The organism is Methylotuvimicrobium buryatense 5G, assembly GCF_000341735.1.
Taxonomy (GTDB): Bacteria; Pseudomonadota; Gammaproteobacteria; order Methylococcales; family Methylomonadaceae; genus Methylotuvimicrobium; species Methylotuvimicrobium buryatense.
Genome location: NZ_KB455575.1, coordinates 3,589,983 through 3,610,648, shown reverse-complemented (window position 1 = coordinate 3,610,648; position 20,666 = coordinate 3,589,983). Strand labels below are relative to the sequence as shown.

General features: G+C 51.0%; 14 protein-coding genes. 7 read left to right on the top strand and 7 right to left on the bottom strand.

The window, feature by feature from the left end; all coding sequences use genetic code 11:
* Positions 1 to 106 precede the first annotated feature (106 nt).
* Together METBU_RS0116280 and METBU_RS0116275 are read left to right on the top strand one after the other, a co-directional pair.
* Positions 107 to 3,667 (top strand): translocation/assembly module TamB domain-containing protein, encoded by a 3,561-nt coding sequence (locus tag METBU_RS0116280; RefSeq protein WP_017841634.1) that lies wholly within the window; start codon positions 107 to 109, stop codon positions 3,665 to 3,667.
* A 113-nt stretch (positions 3,668 to 3,780) separates the two neighbouring features.
* The gene (locus METBU_RS0116275; RefSeq protein ID WP_017841633.1) at positions 3,781 to 4,632 is read left to right on the top strand and encodes a DNA ligase; all 852 of its coding nucleotides are present in this window, start codon (positions 3,781 to 3,783) and stop codon (positions 4,630 to 4,632) included.
* A 220-nt stretch (positions 4,633 to 4,852) separates the two neighbouring features.
* Here METBU_RS0116275 and METBU_RS0116270 read toward each other — a convergent pair whose 3' ends face one another.
* Complete coding sequence (locus METBU_RS0116270; RefSeq protein WP_017841632.1) at positions 4,853 to 6,790, bottom strand: TIGR03768 family metallophosphoesterase; 1,938 nt, start codon at positions 6,788 to 6,790, stop codon at positions 4,853 to 4,855.
* Positions 6,791 to 6,939: 149 nt separating this feature from the next.
* Between METBU_RS0116270 and METBU_RS29145 the strand changes: the two genes are divergently transcribed.
* Positions 6,940 to 7,182 carry a hypothetical protein gene (locus METBU_RS29145; RefSeq protein WP_328285803.1) on the top strand — a complete coding sequence of 81 codons (243 nt, stop codon included), beginning with the start codon at positions 6,940 to 6,942 and terminating at the stop codon, positions 7,180 to 7,182.
* An 18-nt stretch (positions 7,183 to 7,200) separates the two neighbouring features.
* On the opposite strand, the gene METBU_RS0116260 is transcribed toward METBU_RS29145, so the two are convergent.
* From METBU_RS0116260 to METBU_RS0116250, 3 genes are read right to left on the bottom strand one after another with little or no spacing between them, the layout of a single operon-like run.
* A complete protein-coding gene (locus tag METBU_RS0116260) occupies positions 7,201 to 8,208 on the bottom strand; it encodes an ArsA family ATPase (RefSeq protein ID WP_017841630.1) in 1,008 nt (335 codons plus the stop codon).
* A gap of 4 nt (positions 8,209 to 8,212) precedes the next feature.
* A complete protein-coding gene (locus METBU_RS0116255; RefSeq protein WP_014150268.1) occupies positions 8,213 to 8,485 on the bottom strand; it encodes a cory-CC-star protein in 273 nt (90 codons plus the stop codon).
* On the bottom strand, positions 8,482 to 10,161 hold the full coding sequence (locus tag METBU_RS0116250; RefSeq protein WP_017841629.1) for a carbon starvation CstA family protein: 1,680 nt from the start codon (positions 10,159 to 10,161) through the stop codon (positions 8,482 to 8,484). The genes METBU_RS0116255 and METBU_RS0116250 overlap by 4 nt, the downstream gene beginning before the upstream one ends.
* Positions 10,162 to 11,103: 942 nt before the next feature.
* On the opposite strand from METBU_RS0116250, the gene METBU_RS24420 reads away from it, so the two are divergent.
* From METBU_RS24420 to pgl, 4 genes are all read left to right on the top strand, one after another.
* Positions 11,104 to 11,679, top strand: coding sequence for a DUF1318 domain-containing protein (locus tag METBU_RS24420; protein WP_014150265.1), 576 nt, complete (start codon positions 11,104 to 11,106; stop codon positions 11,677 to 11,679).
* Positions 11,680 to 12,099: 420 nt separating this feature from the next.
* Entirely contained in the window at positions 12,100 to 15,591 is a 3,492-nt protein-coding gene (locus METBU_RS0116235) for a PD40 domain-containing protein (RefSeq protein ID WP_175421715.1), read from the top strand.
* Positions 15,592 to 15,840: 249 nt separating this feature from the next.
* Positions 15,841 to 16,830: a M28 family peptidase gene (locus METBU_RS0116230; RefSeq protein WP_017841626.1), complete on the top strand. Its 990-nt coding sequence runs from the start codon at positions 15,841 to 15,843 to the stop codon at positions 16,828 to 16,830.
* A gap of 413 nt (positions 16,831 to 17,243) precedes the next feature.
* Positions 17,244 to 17,933: a 6-phosphogluconolactonase gene (gene pgl, locus METBU_RS0116225; protein ID WP_017841625.1), complete on the top strand. Its 690-nt coding sequence runs from the start codon at positions 17,244 to 17,246 to the stop codon at positions 17,931 to 17,933.
* A gap of 225 nt (positions 17,934 to 18,158) precedes the next feature.
* On the opposite strand, the gene METBU_RS0116220 is transcribed toward pgl, so the two are convergent.
* From METBU_RS0116220 to METBU_RS0116210, 3 genes are all read right to left on the bottom strand, one after another.
* Positions 18,159 to 18,647 carry a DUF6515 family protein gene (locus tag METBU_RS0116220; RefSeq protein ID WP_014150259.1) on the bottom strand — a complete coding sequence of 163 codons (489 nt, stop codon included), beginning with the start codon at positions 18,645 to 18,647 and terminating at the stop codon, positions 18,159 to 18,161.
* A 127-nt stretch (positions 18,648 to 18,774) separates the two neighbouring features.
* Positions 18,775 to 19,158: a periplasmic heavy metal sensor gene (locus METBU_RS0116215; protein ID WP_017841624.1), complete on the bottom strand. Its 384-nt coding sequence runs from the start codon at positions 19,156 to 19,158 to the stop codon at positions 18,775 to 18,777.
* 554 nt (positions 19,159 to 19,712) lie between these two features.
* Positions 19,713 to 20,396 carry a response regulator gene (locus METBU_RS0116210; RefSeq protein ID WP_017841623.1) on the bottom strand — a complete coding sequence of 228 codons (684 nt, stop codon included), beginning with the start codon at positions 20,394 to 20,396 and terminating at the stop codon, positions 19,713 to 19,715.
* Positions 20,397 to 20,666: the final 270 nt, after the last annotated feature.

The window sequence follows — 20,666 nt, the reverse complement described above, 5'->3', positions numbered from 1 at the left end:
CAATCACTGCTCACAAAAGCGTAAACGACTGGCATAATTTACCATCCTGGCGTACAAGTTTTTTAACCGCTTGATCCCAAGGCGTATATTGCTTAATCTGCCCGCTATGACTCTTTTCCGTTCATGGCTTTTTTGGCTGGCGTTGCCGGCAAGTTTGTTGGCGGTTTTCATGCTTGGTATAACGCTATTGCTTGCCAATCTCGATCGTCCAAGTTTTAAAACCTGGCTAAACCGGCAATTGGCCTTGCCGCACGGCATCGCGATCGACTATCGAAATATGGATTTGGCACCGCTAAGCGGCCGCCTACAAATCGACGGTTTAAAAATCAGCGCGCCTGAAATTCATCGTCGCCATACACCTTTATTGCTAGACCTCGGCCGTCTCAGCGCGCACTGGTCTTACCGATCGCTACTCAGCCGTAAATTTACGTTGCGCGAATTCAAGATAGATGAACTTGCTATCCATACGGTCTTACAAGAAGAAGGCTTATCGACTCTGGATTTATTTCGTGACGATGCACCGGACGACGACCCTGAACAACCACTATCCCATACCTTGCAGTTGGCCGATCTGCCCATGGCGGTGTTGGTCGAGCATGCTCGATTCAACAGTTTAAGTCTCTCGCAAACCGAGCTAGACTCTCGCGGCGACTTGATCGGCCGGCAACGGCTCGACGGCATCGATATCAATGCGACCGCCTACTTGATTCCTGGCGATGTTTCGGCGCGCATACAGATAGACTCGGCCGAACGCTCAGAAGGCTTGCAATTAAGCGATTACCAAACCGAGACGCAACAAACCCGCAGCATGGACCTGGGCTTCGCATCGAATCTGACTATCGACGCCAGCCGCAATGTTCGATTAAGCGTGCAAAGCAATTTGCTCCGGCAAACTTTCGATAGCGGCTTGGCGATTGGCGGCAGCATTATCGATATCGATGCCCAAGCCCTTTTCGATAACGAGGCGCACGACACCAAACTGAACTTGACCAAGCTGCAACTGCTGGATACGGCGGCGCAGGCCGAACTGATCGCGAACTGGCCGGATAATGCGCCGCTACCGCTGTTGCAAACCGGCTCAGGCAGTATACACGTCGATCCGTTGCTGGCGGCCTGGCCTGCATTAATTCCGGACACCGATGTCGAATCGATGCGTCTGAATTACCGCATCGAAAGCATTGCCGGCAACGATCAAGCCATAAAACTCAGCGTCGACGGTGAAGCCGAATCGATCAAGTCTGATCAAAATGGACAAAAACTCGACTTAAAGAATCTATCGTTGCAACTGAACGGCGCTATCGACTGGCCCGAACGAGCGGATTTTCAACTTAGCATTCCGATCGGCAAAGTCTCTTACCTGGATGCGGCCGCAAGCGAACTGGAATTGCAGCGCGCGTTACTAACCGTTAATGCCGAGAATTTCCCGATGCGCCTGGACCGACCTTTTTCTGCAGGGGGCGTATTGAATGTCTCGGCGCTTAAGTTCAACTCTGAGCAAACACCAATTGAACAAACGAATTTACAATGGACGCTGGCTATTTTCGAACCGAACGAAGCGCAATCCTTGCCCTCTCATGCCGAATTAACCCTAACTGGCACTGTGGACGAATTAACGCTCGATGCCAACGCCACGCTAGAAGATGCGAACCTGAATACTGCTATCAATGCTCAAACCGACGCACTTGGCGCTTTAGTTCGGAAGCTACCGGTGAATATGGAGCAACTGGCTAACGTAAACCTCGAAAAAACGGCCGCTGAGGCACAGCTTCAAGGCCGCTATCGAAATATCGACCAGCCCCAGGCGATCTCGCTGGACCATGAACTCTCGGCGACGGTAAAAAATATTGCAGTTCACGATTCCGAATTAACGGCCGAGTTTCCCGTCGTGCAACTGCATGCCAAGCATCATGGCGGCGAAAACCGGCATAGCCTCGATTTGAATTTAACTTCGCAGCAGACCCGCCTGAATGACGTCCTGCTCGAACAAGACCCCGTATCCAGTCTAAGTGCTGAATTCGCCCCCACAAAATCGACGGCGCGCATGACAATGGCTATAGGCTCGCAACTGTCCGCCGCAGCGACCGCCGAATTCGAATCAAGCTCCGCCATCCTTAGACACAACGGCAATTTAGAACTGAAACAACCGGCCATGCTGGCAAAATGGCTACCGGAGGCGCATGCGGTCGATTGGCAAACTTTCTCGGCAAAGCTCACGCAGCGAGGAACAATCGCAGGTTTGCTCGAAGCCAATACCGACACCGGAATGCCGGTTTTGACATCCGGCTTTGCAGATAAATTACTAGCCAGCCAGCAAATCGACCTCAATCTCAATAATATTGCCTACCGCGATAACGAATTATCGATTCGAGCGCCGGTGCTCAAATTAGCGTTAAACGGCCGGCAACGCGGCCGTAAGATTCAAGCCGGCGTCAATATAGCCGCACCGTCTCTATCGATCAACGAGCGGAACGAAGTGATCGAGTTAACCGAAATGACTCATCAATTGGACATCACGGGCGATTCGCGATTGGCCGGCGGCGATATCGAAATTCGCATAGACGGCAGCCTAAAGAACGCCGAACAAAGTTATTTTCCGCTATACCCGATCCGCGACTTGAGCCTAAGCGGCCGGGCGCATTCCAGTCGCCTGGAATCTTTCGTGTTGGACGACCTGACCCTGAATAACCGGGGCGGCGGTACCCGGCTTAGTTTAAACAAAACGCTGAACCGAGTCGGCGTCGTCGATAGCGGCGGAATACAGCAATCATCATGGCGGGAACTAAACCTGAACGGAGAAATAACGCAATCTTTGGCGGAACTCGATACCGCCCCTGAATTGTTTCAAGGTCGAGGCGCCTTAAGCGCACCGATTACGATCAACTCCAGCGACGGCACATTGTTCAATATCAAAGCCACCTTGAACTTGAACGATGTCAACGCGGCACTACCCGATCAGGAGCTCCACGTCGACGGACTAAACGGCCGCGTGCAACTGTCCGAAACTATCGAATGGGACGCCGAAAACGGCTTTTCGCTCGTTCACGATTCCGAGCGCAACCACTTCGCTCGTATTCGTTATCAAGATGTCCAACCGTTCCTTAGCAACCAAAGTTTCTTCAAAATCGGCCGGATACGCTGGAAAAATCTGGAAGCGGCGCCGATCATCGGAAGCCTGCACATTCAGAACAACGTATTTTCACTCAATAAGCTCAAACTCAAAAAGGGCGCCGGCACGATTTCGGGGCAACTGATCGTCGATTATTTTCCCGGCGCCGAACGATTCAAGTTTCGCGGCAATGCCACCGGTTTAAGAATCGGTGAGAGCCGGGAAAGAATCGACGGCAACATGGCCTTCGTGTTTTTACCAGCCAAACTTGAAATCGACGGGCGACTGCAAATTTTGCGTCTGAGCCGGCAACACTTGGTCGAATTACTGGACCTGCTAGACCCTTTTCGCGAAGATCCGGCGCTCAATAAGCTGCGTCTACCCTTGGCCTTCGGTTATCCGAATTTTGTCAGAATGGAGATGGCGCAAGGGCTGGCCTCGATGAAAGTCGATCTCGGCGGCATCGGCGGTGCATTGATCGATATCGAAGAAATCCGCGGTATCCCATTAGGCCCCTTCATGAGCCGCCATGTCGCGCCGCTCTTGCAATTAAATGAGTAGATGGGGTTTCGAATCAAGAAAAATAAGGCCTGCGATTGGAGTGATTATTCATAAGAATTCTTGATTATGGACCTTACCCTATAGCATTTCGGTCCACCAACGGAGCAAACAGCATGAACAAAGCTAATCGATTCAACTTAGTCCGCCTGCTGCTTATCCCGATATTTCTGTTTGTTGCAAGCGCCGCGGCCATTGAAAAACCAGACATCATGCAGGCCAAAGTTTTCGATCCGTCGATCGATGTCACGGAATATTGGGTCAGCGAAAAGCTTGATGGGGTCCGGGCGCGCTGGGACGGAAAACAACTGATTTCTAAAAACGGCCACCTACTCCATGCGCCAGACTGGTTCATCGAAGACTTTCCCGATGTAACGCTGGATGGTGAACTATGGTTGGCAAGAGGTCAATATCAGCAGACCGTTTCAATCGTCAGTCGCAAGGCTCCTCATTCCGGCTGGGAGAAAATAAAACTGATGGTCTTTGACCTGCCTGACAATCCGAAACCCTTTTCAGAACGGGTCGCCGCAATGCGTCAAATGGCACAGCGACGGCATACGCCGTATCTGAATTTCATTAAGCAATTCCGAGTCGTATCCCCCGACGAATTAAAACAGAAACTGGATCAAGTCGTGGCCGAAGGCGGCGAAGGCCTCATGCTGCATCATCAAGACAGTCTTTACCAGCATGGCCGCAGCAATCGGTTGCTTAAATTAAAACCTTACGACGATGCGGAAGCGGTCGTGATCGGTTATCGTCCCGGCAAAGGACAATTTGTCGGCAAGATGGGCTCTCTTAAAGTCCGAGCCGAAAACGGTAAGGAATTTTACATCGGCACCGGATTCAGCCAGCGGGAAAGAGAAGACCCGCCGCCTCTGGGCAGCCTTATTAGCTTTCGTCATCAAGGCTACACCGATAAGGGCATTCCTCGTTTTGCCGTATTCATCAGAATACGCGATGAACCTTGAGTTCTGTCAGCCTGCTCACTTTCGCGCCTAGGGCTCGCTCCCATAGGCGCCAACTTAAGGGAAAAGCGGGTCATTCCGCCAGGGATGGCAATGCGTAGCGTCACATCCATGTAATCCAAGAATCAAAAAAATATTGAATTTCAAATTAGAAAAAGGAGGTCTGAATGTCAAATGTAAGGCCAACCTTCCGCTCTGTGGGATATCGGTGACTCTGATCTGCTTATATTGTGGGGAACAGCACCTGCATCTTCGCCATCATTGCCGGACTCAGTTGTTTGAGTAGTTCGGCATTATACGACCCCGTCGGCATCGGCCGAATGCTCGGATCCATAACGACCTTGCCATCCACGCGAGCTTCGTTTTGGGTGGCTGGATCGACAAGGTAGTTAGACCTGTTATCCGCTTGATATATCGACTCAGTGTTGACAATCTGCTGCGCTGCGACAACATACTTGCGGGAGGTCCATGCAGGCGTTCCTTCTTTGGCTGCCGGATCAACGTTGGTCGTGACGATGGAAATCGTATAGTCGCTGTTGAGCTTGATATCAAACATACGCAATTGCTGCGGGAAATCATGCAGTGATGAGGTTTCCACCTGCCAGAAACCTTTTTCAGGAGCGTCGACCGGATCAGGTGATTCAAATGCCTTAACGGCATTCACATGACGATGACCGGCAATCCACATCAGCAGATTGGGATGGCTGTGAAGTTCTTCAAGCAATTCGGGCAGGTCTACCGCATTTTGCGGCTCATCGGGGTTGGCGGAATTATCAAACCATTCCATATAGGTACCTGCTTTTTGAACGCCAATGGGTATGTGAGCCGCAATGATCATGAGTTGATCCTGATCATCACCCTCCGCAAGCTCCGCTTTAAGCCATTGCCAGCGGGCTTCGTCAAGAAAACCATGCCCATGGATGCTGGTGGATTGGTCGTCCTCCCTCTGGGTGTTATCCAGAACAATCACCTTGATGGGTATATTTACTTTTGGCACGAAGCTGTAACAGGCAAAGCCGGCTTCCTGTCCTGTGGGAACCAGACTAAAGCCATGACCAACCGGTTCGGTCGAGGTGTTAAAAAACTCTTTAACCCACTGCATCTTGGTCAGTGAATAGCGGTCTGAGTCGGCGACGACTTTGGGGGGCGCGCTGAAGTTTTCAACTTGACCATACTTTACGATCTCCCCGTTCGGGGTAGCACCATCAATGACGCCCATATAGTACAGTGTCTCTTCAGGGGTTTTATAGCTATATATGTCGTTAGCGCGGCAAAGCGCATTTGACATGGCAATGACTTCGTCGCTGGTGCAAGATTCCCGCAAGCTCGGGTCATCCCCGTATTTACCGTCCGGCGGGATGGAGCCAAGCCAGAAATGATCGTGATTGCCGATGGCTTGATACCAGGGAATCGACGGGTCGAGCCCTGCGGCTTTGAAAGGTTTCTGATAGTCGATGTCATCGGCGCCCTCATGAGCACCGGAACTGGGTTTGATAACCTTGCCGTCAATGACATCAATATACCATCTCAACTCGTTGTACTGCGTGCTGTTGCAGGCATCCCCCAATGAGATGCCGAAGTCGATGGGCTGATTTTGGTGCAGGGCGTTTACCGTCTGGATCGCCGCGTCTAGCACATGGGGTGTGTACATCATGACAGGCGAATAAACTGACGTAACACCTGCCTCAAAACCACATTGATTCAGTTGCTGCATATAGATCAACTGGGAAGGCGATTCTTTATCCGTGATATGGATGTCGCTGATACTGAAAAATCTTAACAGTGTTGTAGGATGATTGCTTTCCGGAGGGTTATAGACTCCCATGATATCGAAGCGTTGTTCGCAAACTAGCGCTTCGCCATAACTCCAGACACCATATCCATTTTGATCGTATTCTGAAATCCGGTTGAGATATTCAGGCAAAATAGCCCCTGATGTTGGCTCGGGCTTGATGGTTCTATCGAGGGTAGTATAAACATCGGAATCAATCGGGTAACTCGCGACCTTGGCAAACCCGCTGTCATGGGTGACGCATCCAAGCATCCATGAACTCAAAGAAAAGCATGTGACGCTGCCAGCGGTAACTTTTATAAAGTCACGGCGCGATATGCCGCTGCCCGGCATTGAGTTTTCCCTACTTTTAAGATCGTCGTTTATCATTGGTTTCTCCTTTTATGTGCACCAGGCTTAAATGCAAAATACCGTCAGTGCCGGCTTCGGAAAATTCACCTACATTATGGAATCAAGTACGAGCCAAGATTCGTTTGAAGCACTATAGCATTCGTACCGAACAGGCCTAAACCAAGTGGATTAAACGCTTTATTTTGCATGTTGGCAAGCGCCATCCATGTGACCTAAGCACTAGCGAGGTGGAACAGTTTTCGACGCATCTGCCGGTCAACGGCAAAGCGGCGCCTTCTCTACCTTGGCAGGACGGGATTTGTAATCCCGTCCTCAACGTTTCGACCGTGGCCCAAGCAAATCGAAACGTTCGGGGCGGGCTGGAAAATCGGCCCAGAGCAAGAACCCTTCATCCGATTATCGCTCGATAAGCCATTTGGAAAATACCGTCACAACCCCGCATTCTTTAACAAATCCGCCATCCCATTCAGCCCGTCGATCCCTTGTATGTCGGTTGCCTGTAGCGGAATCGAATATCTCGGTAGATCGTCGAAGTCTTGGTCTATTTGCTGCAGGTGTATTTTTTCTTGCCGGCGGCGTTGAGCTAAAAAATCGCCGCCGGCCTCTTCCGGCAATATACGGTTGACGACCAAGCCGGCTATAGGCAGCCGTTCTTGCTGCAAGGTTTTTACGGTGCGGGCGGTTTCGAGAATCGGCAATTTTTCGGGCGTCAAGACAAACAGCAAGGCCGTTTGCTCTTTGTCTTGAAATAGTTCGCGGGTTCGCAACAACAAGCGCTGCCGGGTCAACAGCGTTTCAGCGATGGCCTTGGTGCGTGCATCCATGTCTGCCGTGGCATGTTCTTTTGGATCGGACAACGGATTATCGATGCTGCGCCCGGCTTTAGGCGTTAAGTGCTCGAGAACTTCAGCCAATTTTTCCGAACGTCGATTGGCGTTCAGCAAGCCCTGGGTCCAGGCCGCGATGGCCTCGGGCAGACTTAATAAACGCAAGGTATGGCCGGTCGGCGCCGTATCGAAAATCGTCAGATCGTAGTCCTTGAGACCCAGTTTCAGGGTGTTGGCAATCCGCTCTAGCATCGCGGCTTCTTGCGCGCCCGGCGATTGACGGGTCAAGCGCATTTGTTTTTCGATCGCACCGTACATTTCCGGTCGGGCAAACTGCTTCAACTGGACGCTCACTCGCTCTAGGTGCTGTTCCACTTCGCGGTCGGGGTCCAGTTCCAGTCCGTCTATGTTGGCCGTCAGTCGGGTTATGTTGTCGCCGATTCGGCAGCCGAATGCATCGGCCAGGCTATGCGCCGGGTCGGTCGAAACCAGCAGCACTTTTTTTCCGCGCCGGGCGGCGAGTAAGGCCAGCGCCGAGGACACCGTGGTTTTTCCCACACCGCCCTTGCCGCCGACTAACAGAATACGCTTATCGGTTAGGTGACTCATTGCGTCAACAGCATTTGATATGGTCCAGCGGCGAGTGCTCCATGCCCATTCGCCGATGCCAGTCGTGAAAACGTTCCAGCAGGATGGGCTGCAATTCCAGTGTGTAATAACTGACAGGATTGGGCACGCCCATCATTTCGCTAAACACCAGCAACATGAAAAGATCGTCCTGCTCACGGCGGGCGCGGGCGATAGCCGCCCGATAGGGGGCGTTATAGAACTCTTCGGCGTAATAATCGGCCTGCTTGAACAGGGTTTTTAGATCGCTCAATTTCATGGGTTAACGGCCTCGGCTTTATTGGCTTTGATTTGCTTGCCGAGTACCCAGCTCGATTCCAGCGAAATCAGGATGGCGGCAATCAATACCACGATGTCGAGCGACAACAGGAACCAGTCTTGTTGGTCGTAAAAGCTTTTCAGCTGAATTAGCAAGCCCAGCGTGGTCATGATCAGCAGAAACAGCAGCGGCGCCAAGGTATACCACATCGGCCGGCCGCGTTTTACCAACATCACCGTAATCACCAAGAGCGTGAATCCGGCCAGCAATTGATTGGTTGTGCCGAACAATGGCCATATCAAGAGCCCCCCGCTACCGTCGCCGCCGACGCCGAAGGCCAGCAGCAAACACGAACCGACCGCCAATAGTGTCGCTTGAAGCGGTTTTTGCAGCCAGCCGATCCGGTAAATCACGCCCCATTCTTGAAAGATATAGCGCTGCAAACGCAAGCTAGTATCCATCGTGGTGCCGGCAAACAAGACGACCATCACCGTCAAAAGTGTTTCCGCCAAGACGCTATCCAACCCAAGACCTTGCTGGAGAATATTGCCGCCGCCTTGGATGAAAGCGCCGACGCCGCCTTGCCCGAAGCTGTGATAGATCGCCTGCCAGTCGCCCAAGGTAGCGAAGCCCGCGGTCGTCGCTATGATGGCCGACAATGCCAACGAACCTTCGCCGACCGCGCCGAAATAACCGACGAAACGCAAATCAGGCTCTTTATCCAATTGCTTGGACGTCGTGCCGCTCGACACCAAGCCATGAAAGCCGGAAATGGCGCCGCAGGCAATGGTCACGAATAAAATCGGAATGATCGACGGCGTGCCTTCCGGCAAATCGGTGTTGAAAGCTGGAGCGACAATCTCGGGGCCTGCAGCCAATACTGCACCGTAAAACAAAATCAGTCCGATGAACAGTTGAATGCCGTTGATGTAATCTCTCGGTTGCAGCAACACCCATACCGGCAATAACGAAGCGATCGCCGCATAAGCGAACAGGATGATGATCCAGCTTTGGTTGGCGTTTAAACCGGCCACTTGCTCGGGCAATGAAACCGGCAATTCGGCACCGACATAAATCATCGCATACAGTGCAATGACGCCTAACAGTGTTACGCTCATCAAGCCGATGGAGCGGCGATAAATCAGTTGGCCGATGATCAGCGCCACAACGATAGCTCCCCAGACCGGTATCGTCGCGCTGGGAAAGCTAATCAATTGGCTGGCAATGACGACTGCGAACACCGCATTCACCATCAGCAGCAACAAAAAAATCACGATCATGAAACAACTGCGGGCGCGTTTACCGATAATGTCGCCGGTCAATGAGCCGATCGATTTGGCTTGATTGCGGTTACTGGCCCAGATGCCGCCGGCGTCATGCACGCCGGCAAAGAAGATGGTGCCTAAAACAACCCAAACGAAAGCCGGTACCCAGCCCCAAATTACGGCGATAGCGGGACCGATGATCGGCGCGGCGCCAGCCACCGAGGTAAAATGATGCCCCCAAAGTACATATTTGTTGGTCGGCACGTAATCGATACCGTCGTTCAATTCATGGGCCGGGGTCAGAAACATGGGATCGACTTTAAAGATTTTTTCGCAAATAAATTTTGCGTAGACAAAATAACCCAGCGCCATGGCAGCCAAGCCTATTAACATCAAATAAATTGCATTCATTCAGCCGACTCTTGAGAGAAAAGTGTCCTAGATTATCAAAATCCGGCCGATTATACCCCTCGAGGATCAAAATTATGCCCCGGGCATTGCCGAAATTTGACGTGAACAAGGTATATATACCTTTCGCACTTCAAATTTGGGCAGTGCCTGAGGAGGCGTCAGGGTGTGCGGCAAAGGCTTTGCCAGCATGGAGCTGGCATAGAGCCTACAGGGATGTATTCACGGCGTCCTTTGACGGACACCCTGGTGCCGAATTTTGATCTGCGATGGGTATAACAAAATAGCAGCCTGTTTATGTAGACGGTATGATGAACATCAATATACGTCCTGATTAGCAAGATGCTTCAGCTTGCCGAAGCCAAGTGTCCGAGCAGGGGCCAGTCGTAGTCGCAAAAACTAAAATATGCTATTACCCAAGCTCCAGCTTGGGTAATCTGTTCAGGAAGCTCTAGCTTCCCGACAATCAAGAAAGATTGAACGAGCGAGTCGGGGTTGATTGAGAATGTGCGAAGGTTGTGTCGGTCTCAGGAAGCTGGAGCTTGGGAAAGAGCGTGATGTGGGTTGGCCGTTTTAGCTTGACGTGCATGGATTGCGACCCCATCCTGCTAAGGATATGCTGATCTTTGGGCTTTAGCTGAAGAAACTTGCTAATCAGGATATATACTTCGCGCGGCCACATTTGCGGCTTTCTGGCGCGCTCTTTTGTCCGATAGCGGCGTTACCTACATGGATGTAGGTAAGGGGCGTGAGCAGGAGCGGAAGCTTTGCGAAAACAGTTACATAGCTTGCTATGCGCCTGTTTTCGCGTCTTGCTACCGAACAAAATAGCATTGCCATAAAATCCGCAAACATGGCCGCGCGAAGTATACGTTGCCGATTCGGTTGAAAGTTTTGCGAAATCAGGAAACTTTTTGCATGCTAATGTTATCCATTTAATCAATCATGACCGTTCGATTTACAATATTTTCAATATCATTCGCGCTGGCGCTATCCCTTGCCGCTTGTATCAGTGCGCCCGATGTCGTGCTGCTGGACCGCAAAACCATTCTTGAAGAACAAGCGGCCGGCGAATTGCTAACGCTTGCGAATGCTTTGCGCGAATCGGCGATCGTGCCGCAAGCCGTCCCTTATACGCGTGGCCAACTGGAAGCCGCCGGCACTGACTTGTCCCATGACGCACTGGGCCGTTTGGTGCAACTTCAGCAAATACCGTTGAGCGAAATCGACTATTTGGATAATTTACTGGTCGGGCGCTGTATCGGTGAGGCGCGTAGCGGTTTGTTGATTGAAACGCCGGCGACTTGCACAGGCCCGGCCGCCACGGTACGCACCAGCGCAGCCGTGCAGCGAGTCAACCGCAGCCGTAAACAACTTTGGCGCTATCTTCAAGAACACAATCCCGAAAGCAGCTCGGTGCAGATAAGAGACATCTGGCGCCAGCGCCATTTGCAAGCCTTGGTTTGCGGCGGGCAAGTTCAACAAGACAGCGGCGAATGGGATATCAAACAATGCGAATAAGCATTCTTTCCGTCAAGGACTGGGGCGTAAATAACTTCCCTATTTCAGGGCATAGGTATCTACACAAGTTTTCAGCTCTATAAAACAATTAGTTAAGTTAATTCTTCTGTGATCTAGGATAAATAAGTAGATTAAAAACCTCAATTTTTAGTCCCTATCTTCATAATAAACCAGAAGAAACTTTATAACAGCATGATTTTAAATGATAAAGATGTGTAGATACTTATGATTTCAGGGAGGGTTCGGTTACTCGATTGGCTGGTGTCGGCGGCAGGGCAGATTTTTTCTCCTCGGCAATTGCTCCTGCATTGCCCTAATACACGCCACCCATGGCGTAATGCAAAATCTGCATTCATGCCATCCTCGGCAATCAGTCGCCGCCGTCAAGCACGGACGTATTCACGGAGTCCTGTCAAGCGAGTGACCGAACCCTCAACAACGCTCATAGTTCCAGGACGTTATTTATCACGAAATCCTAACAGGCTGCAGACATGTCTATGGAGTCTGCTCGCCTCCGGATTGCTGAGCAATGTTGCAATCGGCGCGAATCCGCCCAAGGATCGACTAGAAACGATGGTCGGCCTAACCGCCGGGCGCTACGACCATTTCCAAGGTCAACTTGCCGACGACGGAGAAACCCTTTCCTTTGTAAGCAACGCCAACACTACCACCGAGATTCATCGGCAAAGCCTATTGCGCAATGCGCCGACCTTGGTATTCGATGATAATGCCGACACGAGCCAACCACGCTTGAGCCCGGACGGGCAAAGCTTATTGTATATTTCTTATCAGGAAGACGCCTCCGGCGATGCCTGCATATATCATTTCAAACAGCGCGATCGCCGTTGCTTAACCGATGAAAACACCGAAGTGCTGCACGTTTTTTGGTTTCCGGACAGCCTGCACATTGGCGCGCTGACCCGAACCGGATTATTGGATACGCATGAACTTCGTAAATATTCCGTCGGTCAAAGGCGCGGCGACACGGGCGAATTATTATTAAGCCGCAATATAGCCGCTCCCACCGTATCGCCGGACGGGCGTTGGTTGGTTTATGTTCCACTCGAACAAGGGACATCCGGGCAATTCAGTTTCATGATGCGCGCCTCGTCCGGATTTGTCCTGCATCCGTTGATTTCCGGTCTATCCCCTCGGCTGTTTCGCCCAGATATGCCGGGATCGACGGGTTTTCCTACCTTTTCGCCGGACGGACAATATTTGTACTTTACCCAATTTCTCAATGACACTAATTTCGACGGCGTAATCGACGGCGGCGATAACGGTATCTTGTTTCGCGCGCGATTCGACGGCGATGCCGTAAGCCCGATACGGCGGGGCTCTTACGAGCAATTGACCAGCGGGCGAAGAAATTGCCAATATCCGTCCCCGGCACGAGATAAGTTGATCGCGACCTGTTTGCGCGCCGGTTATTTACAAATCTATAGCCTGCCCTTGAGCGGCTTAGTCCCGCCCGATTGGACGCGGCAACGTATTGAAGAAGAGCTTTTAGTCACCCGCGATCCTTGGGAACGTTTGCTCTTGCTCAAAAGGCTGTTGCCGGATACTGAAGACCAAGCCAAGCGTATCGCAATTTACCGCCGGATTATTCTGGAGCACTTAAGCCTGCATGAATACGAATCGACCGAATATCATTTGCGCTTGCTGCAAGATTTAGACGATGCCGATGCTTGGCTAGCCGATTGGACTGAGGTCTTGTTGGAATTGACGGCTTACCGCCGTGATGAACAGCGTCTCCCGCATGGCAAGCTTAATGCCGCCTTCATTCAGGCTCAGCAAGAGCGACTGGATAGACTGTCTCGTTGGCAAGGCGCTCGACATAGCACCGTGCATCGTTTGGCGGCGATGGCGCGCCTTGAGATACTCGATGTGCTAGGCGATAAAAAACAAGCCTTAGCGCTTTCTGATGCATTGGACTTGGCCGGCGAAAAGGATACTTTCAGTTTGCATCTGATCGCCATGCAACAACAAAAATTTTTACGTCTCTTGGATGAGCGCGAACGCTTGCTTCGAATGTTCCGGCAACTGGCCGAACATTCCGCCTTTTCCGAACGCGAACGTCTGCGTTATGCCGATGCTTACAAACGCAGCTTGTTACAAGGCCTTGCGCGTCGCGAACAACGGCAATCGCTGGCAAAACGTCTCGAAACGGTCGAACCCGATTCGCCGCTGGGCTTCATGCTTTCCATCGAATCGCATTTGCTGGCAACCGATGCCGCTAGTCAAGCCATCACTCAGGATCACTTGACTTCGCTTTTTCAAGAGACCGGCTCTTTCGAACGGCGGCGCGCTTTGATCATGAGCGCAATCGATCATGCCGCGTACAACGATTATCAACAATTATTGTACACAATGGGCTTACTCTGGCTCGACACGGTACCAGTCGGCCATCCCGAGCGGAAACACGCCGAGGCGATCTTTGCCGATATCGTGCTGGAAAAAGCCTATGCCGAAATGGCCGGCGGACATCCGACTGAGGCCGCCGAGTTATTTCATGAGATCACCGAAACTACGACATCGTTGGAAGCGCATGAAGGCTATATTGAGGCGAGCCTTCGAAGCGGAAAATTCAGCGAGCAATTGCTGGCCGCCTATAAAACCCGTTATTCCGATCGGTCGAAAGCGCCGGAATGGGCTTTCGTGCAGGCTTATCTCAGGGGGCAGCGACTCAACGCGATCACCGACTTGGAGAAACACCGCACGGAGGTCGACCGCGATATGGCTTTACTTCTTCCGGCCTTGCAAGTCTTGCCTCGTAGCCCTGAAATTCATCATTTGTACGCCTATCTGGCGCACCGCGAATTTCATCGCAGCCACGATCATGAGATGGCGATGATCGCACATACTCATTATCATTTGGCCTTGGACTTGGCACCGCGCAATCCGCGCCGAAAAGCCAGCGTGCTGCATGAATTAGGTCTGCTGCAAGCCGCCTTGGGCAATCATCATATTGCGCTACGCCACTTTCAGGAACGCGCTCGCTTGCCGTTTACCCGGCCTCGCCAAGAGTTGTCTTTCCGTTTGGATAAGGCACGCAGTCATTATTTCAGAGGCCGCTACAGAACCTCGAAAAGCGAGATCGAAAGCGCGCAGACGCTAATCGATGACCATCGCGACAAACTCGCCGAATTCAGGGCTTTAGTCATCGATAGAGGCGCTTTTTATCATTATGTCGGAGGCGACTATGAACAGGCCGAAAATCTTTATCGCGCTTTGTTACCCGAAATTGCCGGGGAAAACCTTGCCGAACGCTTAAAAGCACATTTAGGCCTCGGGGCGTCGCTGCTAAAAACGTCGCAATACGAACCCGCCATCGCGGAATTAAGTCATGCCTGGGCGCTACTCGATAGCGATGAGCCGATGCGACGAAATGAAACTCGCGCCGGACGGCTCGATAAAGACGATTACCGCCATATCGTCGCCGGTCTTTTGGCGCATGCCCAGCGCGGCGCCGGCAATTTCGATGCCGCCTTCGATGCGATGCGGGAGCGGCGTCGATGGCTCTTGAAGCGTTTTGAGGAATATGAGCAGGAAACCTATCTTCAAGAAGCGGCAAGCGCCAGTCATCATCTCGCCGTCTTATCGGTAATGCAAGGTAGGCTGGGTGCGGCTATCCGTCATATCGAGGAAGGTTTGTCCGATGCCGATACCTGGCGAGCTCACGCCGGCGCCCCAATGGATTCGGTAACGTTGGCCCTGCTGCAAACGGCCGCGGAACTCTGTATTTTTGCCGGCGTATCGCCCGGCCAATTTTCAATCGATATACCGGCAAGGCTCAATCAAGCCTTTGAGATTATAATCCGGGAATCGAATCCCAAATGGTTGCCGACGCGCCGCCTTTTTGCCGATTATTTAGCGGTTTTCGATCTGGATGGATTCAAGACTCTTAAATAGCTTTACCGGTGTTAGGGAAACAGCGAAGACAATGTGAGCAACACACCCATTGTGGGAGCGATCCCCTGATCGCGATCATCGAAGCCGAGATTAATAACGCACAACGAAATCGAAGCCACAACACCAAAGCTTCGAAAAACAAAGAGGGCTTAGCATCACAGGTATCGACATCGCGACGAAGGCGTCGCTCCCACAATAGGTTTCGACCTGGATAGAGATTCAATGCATAGCCTTACCGGAGTTTTAACAATGATCATGCGTCCTATGATTTTGAGCGCGGCTTTGGCCGCATTTTTTGCTGCAAGCGTTAAGGCGAACGATGCTCGACAGGCATTTTCGTCAGTGGAACTCGATATGACCGAACAACGTTTAAAAGAGCACCTTAAAGCATTGACAGTGACCATCGGCGAGCGTAGCGTGCGTTTTCCGGAGCATCTCGAAAAAACGGCGGCCTATATAGAGTCTTTTTATCGAGGCCTTGGCATGACGACGGAAAGAGAGCCTTACGATTATCGGGATATGACGGTGGCCAATGTAATAGCGCGTCTCGAACCGGAGAAACAATCCGCCCGGCATTATTTGATAGGCGCCCATTACGATTCGGTTACCGGAACGGTAGGCGCAGACGACAACGCCAGCGCAATAGCCGTGCAATTGGAGACGGCGCGCCAATTGCTAGCCTTGTCGAAACAAGGCCGACTCGATACGGCTGTCAGTTTTGTTTCTTTCGCGCTGGAAGAACCGCCGGTATTCGGGACTCGGTACATGGGCAGCCGGGTTCATGCAAGAAGGGCCCGGGAGGCGGGGCAAAATATCGACGGCATGCTTTGCCTTGAGATGGTTGGTTATACTTGCCACGAGCCAAGCTGCCAACGCTATCCGTTTCCCTTGATGTTCCTGGGCTATCCAAAACAAGGCGATTTTATCGGCATCGTGGGCAACTTCAGTTCCTTGCCGTTGACCCGTTCGTTGCACCGGTCTTTTCAACAGAACCCAAACCTTCCGGTCGTCAAGCTCACTGTGCCGCTGAGCGGACGGATCATGCCGGCGGTGCGCTTAAGCGATCATGCTTCTTTTTGGGACGAAGGCTACCGAGCCGTAATGATCACCGATACCGCCTTTTACCGCAATCCTCACTATCACCGAAGCACCGACACGATGGAGACGTTGGATTACCGGTTCATGGCGGAACTGGTTCAGAGTCTGGTAGGTTTTTTTGCCGACCGGCAAGCCGAATAAATTCGTAATCTGTCGGCAGGGAGCGTTCAGTCAAATCGGCGAGGACGTTTGTATTGCCGGCCGGCTTATAGGCATGAAGAGATGGAAAGCCCGGTAAGAACGTGGACTCAAGAAACGAGTACCGAAGAACTGATACAATTGTTCTTCGATTAAAGCAACCCGGAAAAGCCGTAATTGAAGAGAAATCGAGATGAAGGGGTTTCTTCATGTTCATTGGATTAATTTTAGAAAAAGCATTTTGTCCACGAAAATCACGAAAATATCCAAATAGTTATGTTTTTCAAGTTGCTCACCCAAAGGGTAATTTAACAGATTTATGTAACTGCATGATTACTTTCGTTTATTTCGTGGGCTGACTGCCGAATTAAGATTAATGCCTTACTACCCATTACCCACCGAGAGGACTTAAAACCATGCAAAAAATCCATTGGCATTCGTTTGCGACAGCGGACAAGGTCGCCGCGTCCGCTGCACAGCAAATCCTTGCCGCCTCCGAACAAGCCATCGCGGCGAGAGGTGCCTTCAAATTAGTCTTAGCGGGTGGAAGCACGCCCGAAAAGGTTTATCAATTGTTAGCCGAAAGCTCGGCCGATTGGAACAACTGGCATATCTATTATGGAGACGAGCGCTGTTTGCCTGTCGATCATGCCGACCGCAATAGCCGCATGGCTGGCTCGGTATTTTTGGATAAGGTTTCTATTCCTTCCGGGCAAATCCATACGATGCCGGCCGAACTCGGCCCGGAAAAAGCGGCCGAAGCCTACCGCCCGACGATCGAACAGGTCGGCCGATTCGATATGGTCTTGTTAGGTATGGGCGAAGACGGACATACCGCGAGCTTATTTCCAGGCCATGTTCATTCAAGCGATGAGACGGTGCATGCCGTGTTTAATTCGCCGAAGCCGCCGCCGGAAAGAATTTCTTTGAGCTCCAAAGCCCTCAGCAATAGCCTGCAGGTGTTGTTTTTAGTGACCGGGGCCGGCAAACAAGAAGCCGTCAAGCAATGGCGTCAAGGAGAAGTATTGCCGGTCGCATTAATCAGACCGGACGCCGGCGTCGATGTTTATATCGATGAGGCAGCCCTTGGCGATGCTTGTAGATAACGCTCCATAAGCCTCTCACTGAAATCGGCCACTAAGAACACGAAGGGAGGGCGAACTTTAATTTTTACGCCCTCCGTGTTCTTTCTAATTGAATTTAGGGGCTACTCACTTAACGCGGGACAGTTTAAGGTTAATCCGTTCTTGGTGAGCCCTTCGGCTGCGCTCAGGGCGAACGGTTAATCCTTAGTGCTTTTGTCCCACCTTAATTGGGAAGCCAATTTGGGTTTATCGCCAAAGCACAATGCCTGGATTATTGACGACGATGTAGCCTCTCGGGTGCCTACGATAAAACGTATTGCCTACGACAAAATAAGGTGAGCCTCGCCAAATCATTTGATGATGCAGTCTCGGCAATGTGGCGATGATCGCGCCGATCGGCGCATCGACGATGATATAGCCTGATTGAAACGGCTGATAATAAAAGCCATCATAAAAATAGTAGCTCGAACGGTCGATCACTATCCTCGATGCGCCGCGAGGCAAAGGTCTAGTCCGGTGACCGGGTTTATAATAATGCGGATAGGGCGGAGATGGCGTGTAGTGTTGCCGAGGCGTCGCATATATGCGTGTTCGCGGCGCTTGCGGCGGCGCAGTCCGTTGTTTCGAATAACTGTGCCGACTCGAACGAGGCCGGTGATCTTGAGCATAGACGGCGCTATTCATCAACAGCATCGCACTCATGGCCAAGACGACTATTTTTGTTAGACTTTTCATAACGATCTCCCGGTGGTACCGAGCGAAACCGCTATCCGTCCCTGGCTTGCGGTTGTATTTTGTCTACCGATACTTGCCTTCTCAGCCGTACTCTTTGTTTATCGCTTAGAAGATCAAGTCGTTGCGCTTATTGTGCGTCGACAGTTTTGCCGGATTTCCTTTCCTGTCTTTCCTGGCGTCTCTCTTGACGTTTTTCCTGACGTTTTTCCTGCCATGTTTCATTACGCTGCTGTTTTAACGCTTCCATTTTTTGCATTTGTTCTTCATTCAGCACTTCCTGCATGCGGCCGCGGGTTTCTTCGTGTATCGCTCGGTATTTTTCATGCTGTTCCTTGAAAATGGATTCCAGCTGAGTGCGTTGCTCTTCAGTCAAGTCCAAATCCTTGGCTAAGCGCTCTATTCTTTGTCCATGACGGCCTTCCATATCGCCTTTTCCGCCGCCGGGAGGGAATGCGGCTGCAGTCAACGGAAGTGCCAATGCGATTGCGATTGCGATGATTTTTTTGTTCATGATCTTATCCTCTTGGGGTTAGTAATAAAAGAACGGTTTATCTCCGTTCTTGATAATTAATATAAACGCCAAATGCGTAAACAATTTGCAGCAATTGTGGAAAGATTGTGAAAGTGTATGACAACGGTTGAAACTCAAAGCTTTCTATAAAAAAGCATTCCTCCATGAAGGGCATGAAGTTAGCTCAAGTTTTTGCCTGATTAGCAAGATGCTTCAGCTTGCCGAAGCCAACTGTCCGAGCAGTGACCAGTCGTAGCCACTTCTGCGGGACGGGTTATTTAACCCGTCCCCAACGTTTCGGTTTGCCCTAAACATTTCGGCTGACTTCTTTTGCAGGAGCAAAAATCTACCCTGCCGCCGACGCCTGCCGATCGAGCAACCGCACCCTCTTCGAAACCGGCATTGTGTTGCATATCGAAAAATTAGATAAAGAGTCTCAACCTACGAACTTTCACAGTAAAGGATATTCATAGCTTTATAGCAAACCGTTGAAAGAATTAGTGAACTTCATGTGTTTCAGGGGTAAATTGTCGAGTTAGGTCTACTGCTCACCGTTAGCCCTCGTTCGATTGCGGTTCGTAACGGTAACCGGCACCGTAAACCGAGTGGACTAATTCCTGTCCCGGTAACAAGTCCGACAATTTCTTGCGCAATTTCTTGATATGGCTATCGATCGTCCGATCGGAAACGATGCGTTGGTCCTGATAGATCAAATCCATTAATTTAGAACGCGAAAAAATTCGTCCGGGTTGATCGTATAAGGCCTGCAATAATTGAAATTCCACCGCAGTCAATTCGGTTTCCCTATGCCCCGCCCGGACTCGAAAACTTTCCGACATCAGCGATATCGGACCTTCCCTGCCGCTTACCTTTTGCGGCTGCAGCCTGCGCAAGACTGCTTTGACGCGAGCAACCATTTCGCGCGGACTAAACGGTTTACAAATATAATCATCCGCGCCTAATTCTAAGCCCAGCAACCTGTCGACTTCTTCGATACGTGCGGTCACGATAATGATCGGTACTGAACTGAAGCCCCGTATTTCGCGGCAAATATCCAAACCGTCTTTTCCCGGCAGCATCAAATCCAGCAAAATCAAATCGACCGGATTTTGTTTCAACCACGGCACTACTTTAAGACCGTCATCGAGGCAATCGGTTGCATAACCGGCATTATGTAAATAATCCGCCTCCAGACGAGCTAATTTGAGTTCGTCTTCGACAATCAAGATACGGTTCATAAAATATTCCTCGGATCAAAAGTCTCCCATTATTAGCCGCAATGGAGACCGTGGATGAGCCTACTTCCTTTGATCGAAAAACCGTCTAAGAATAAAGTTAGCCATTTTTTGAGTATAAAGGGAGTAGAAAAAACATTTCACCATGAAGATCATGAAGAATAAGAAGAAGCTAACTCGATAACTTGCTACGCGTTCGTATAAAACTTTCGCTCACCCGGTAGGTTAGCGGGGATACTCAGACAACTTCTTGAGTAATTTAATGAACTTCAT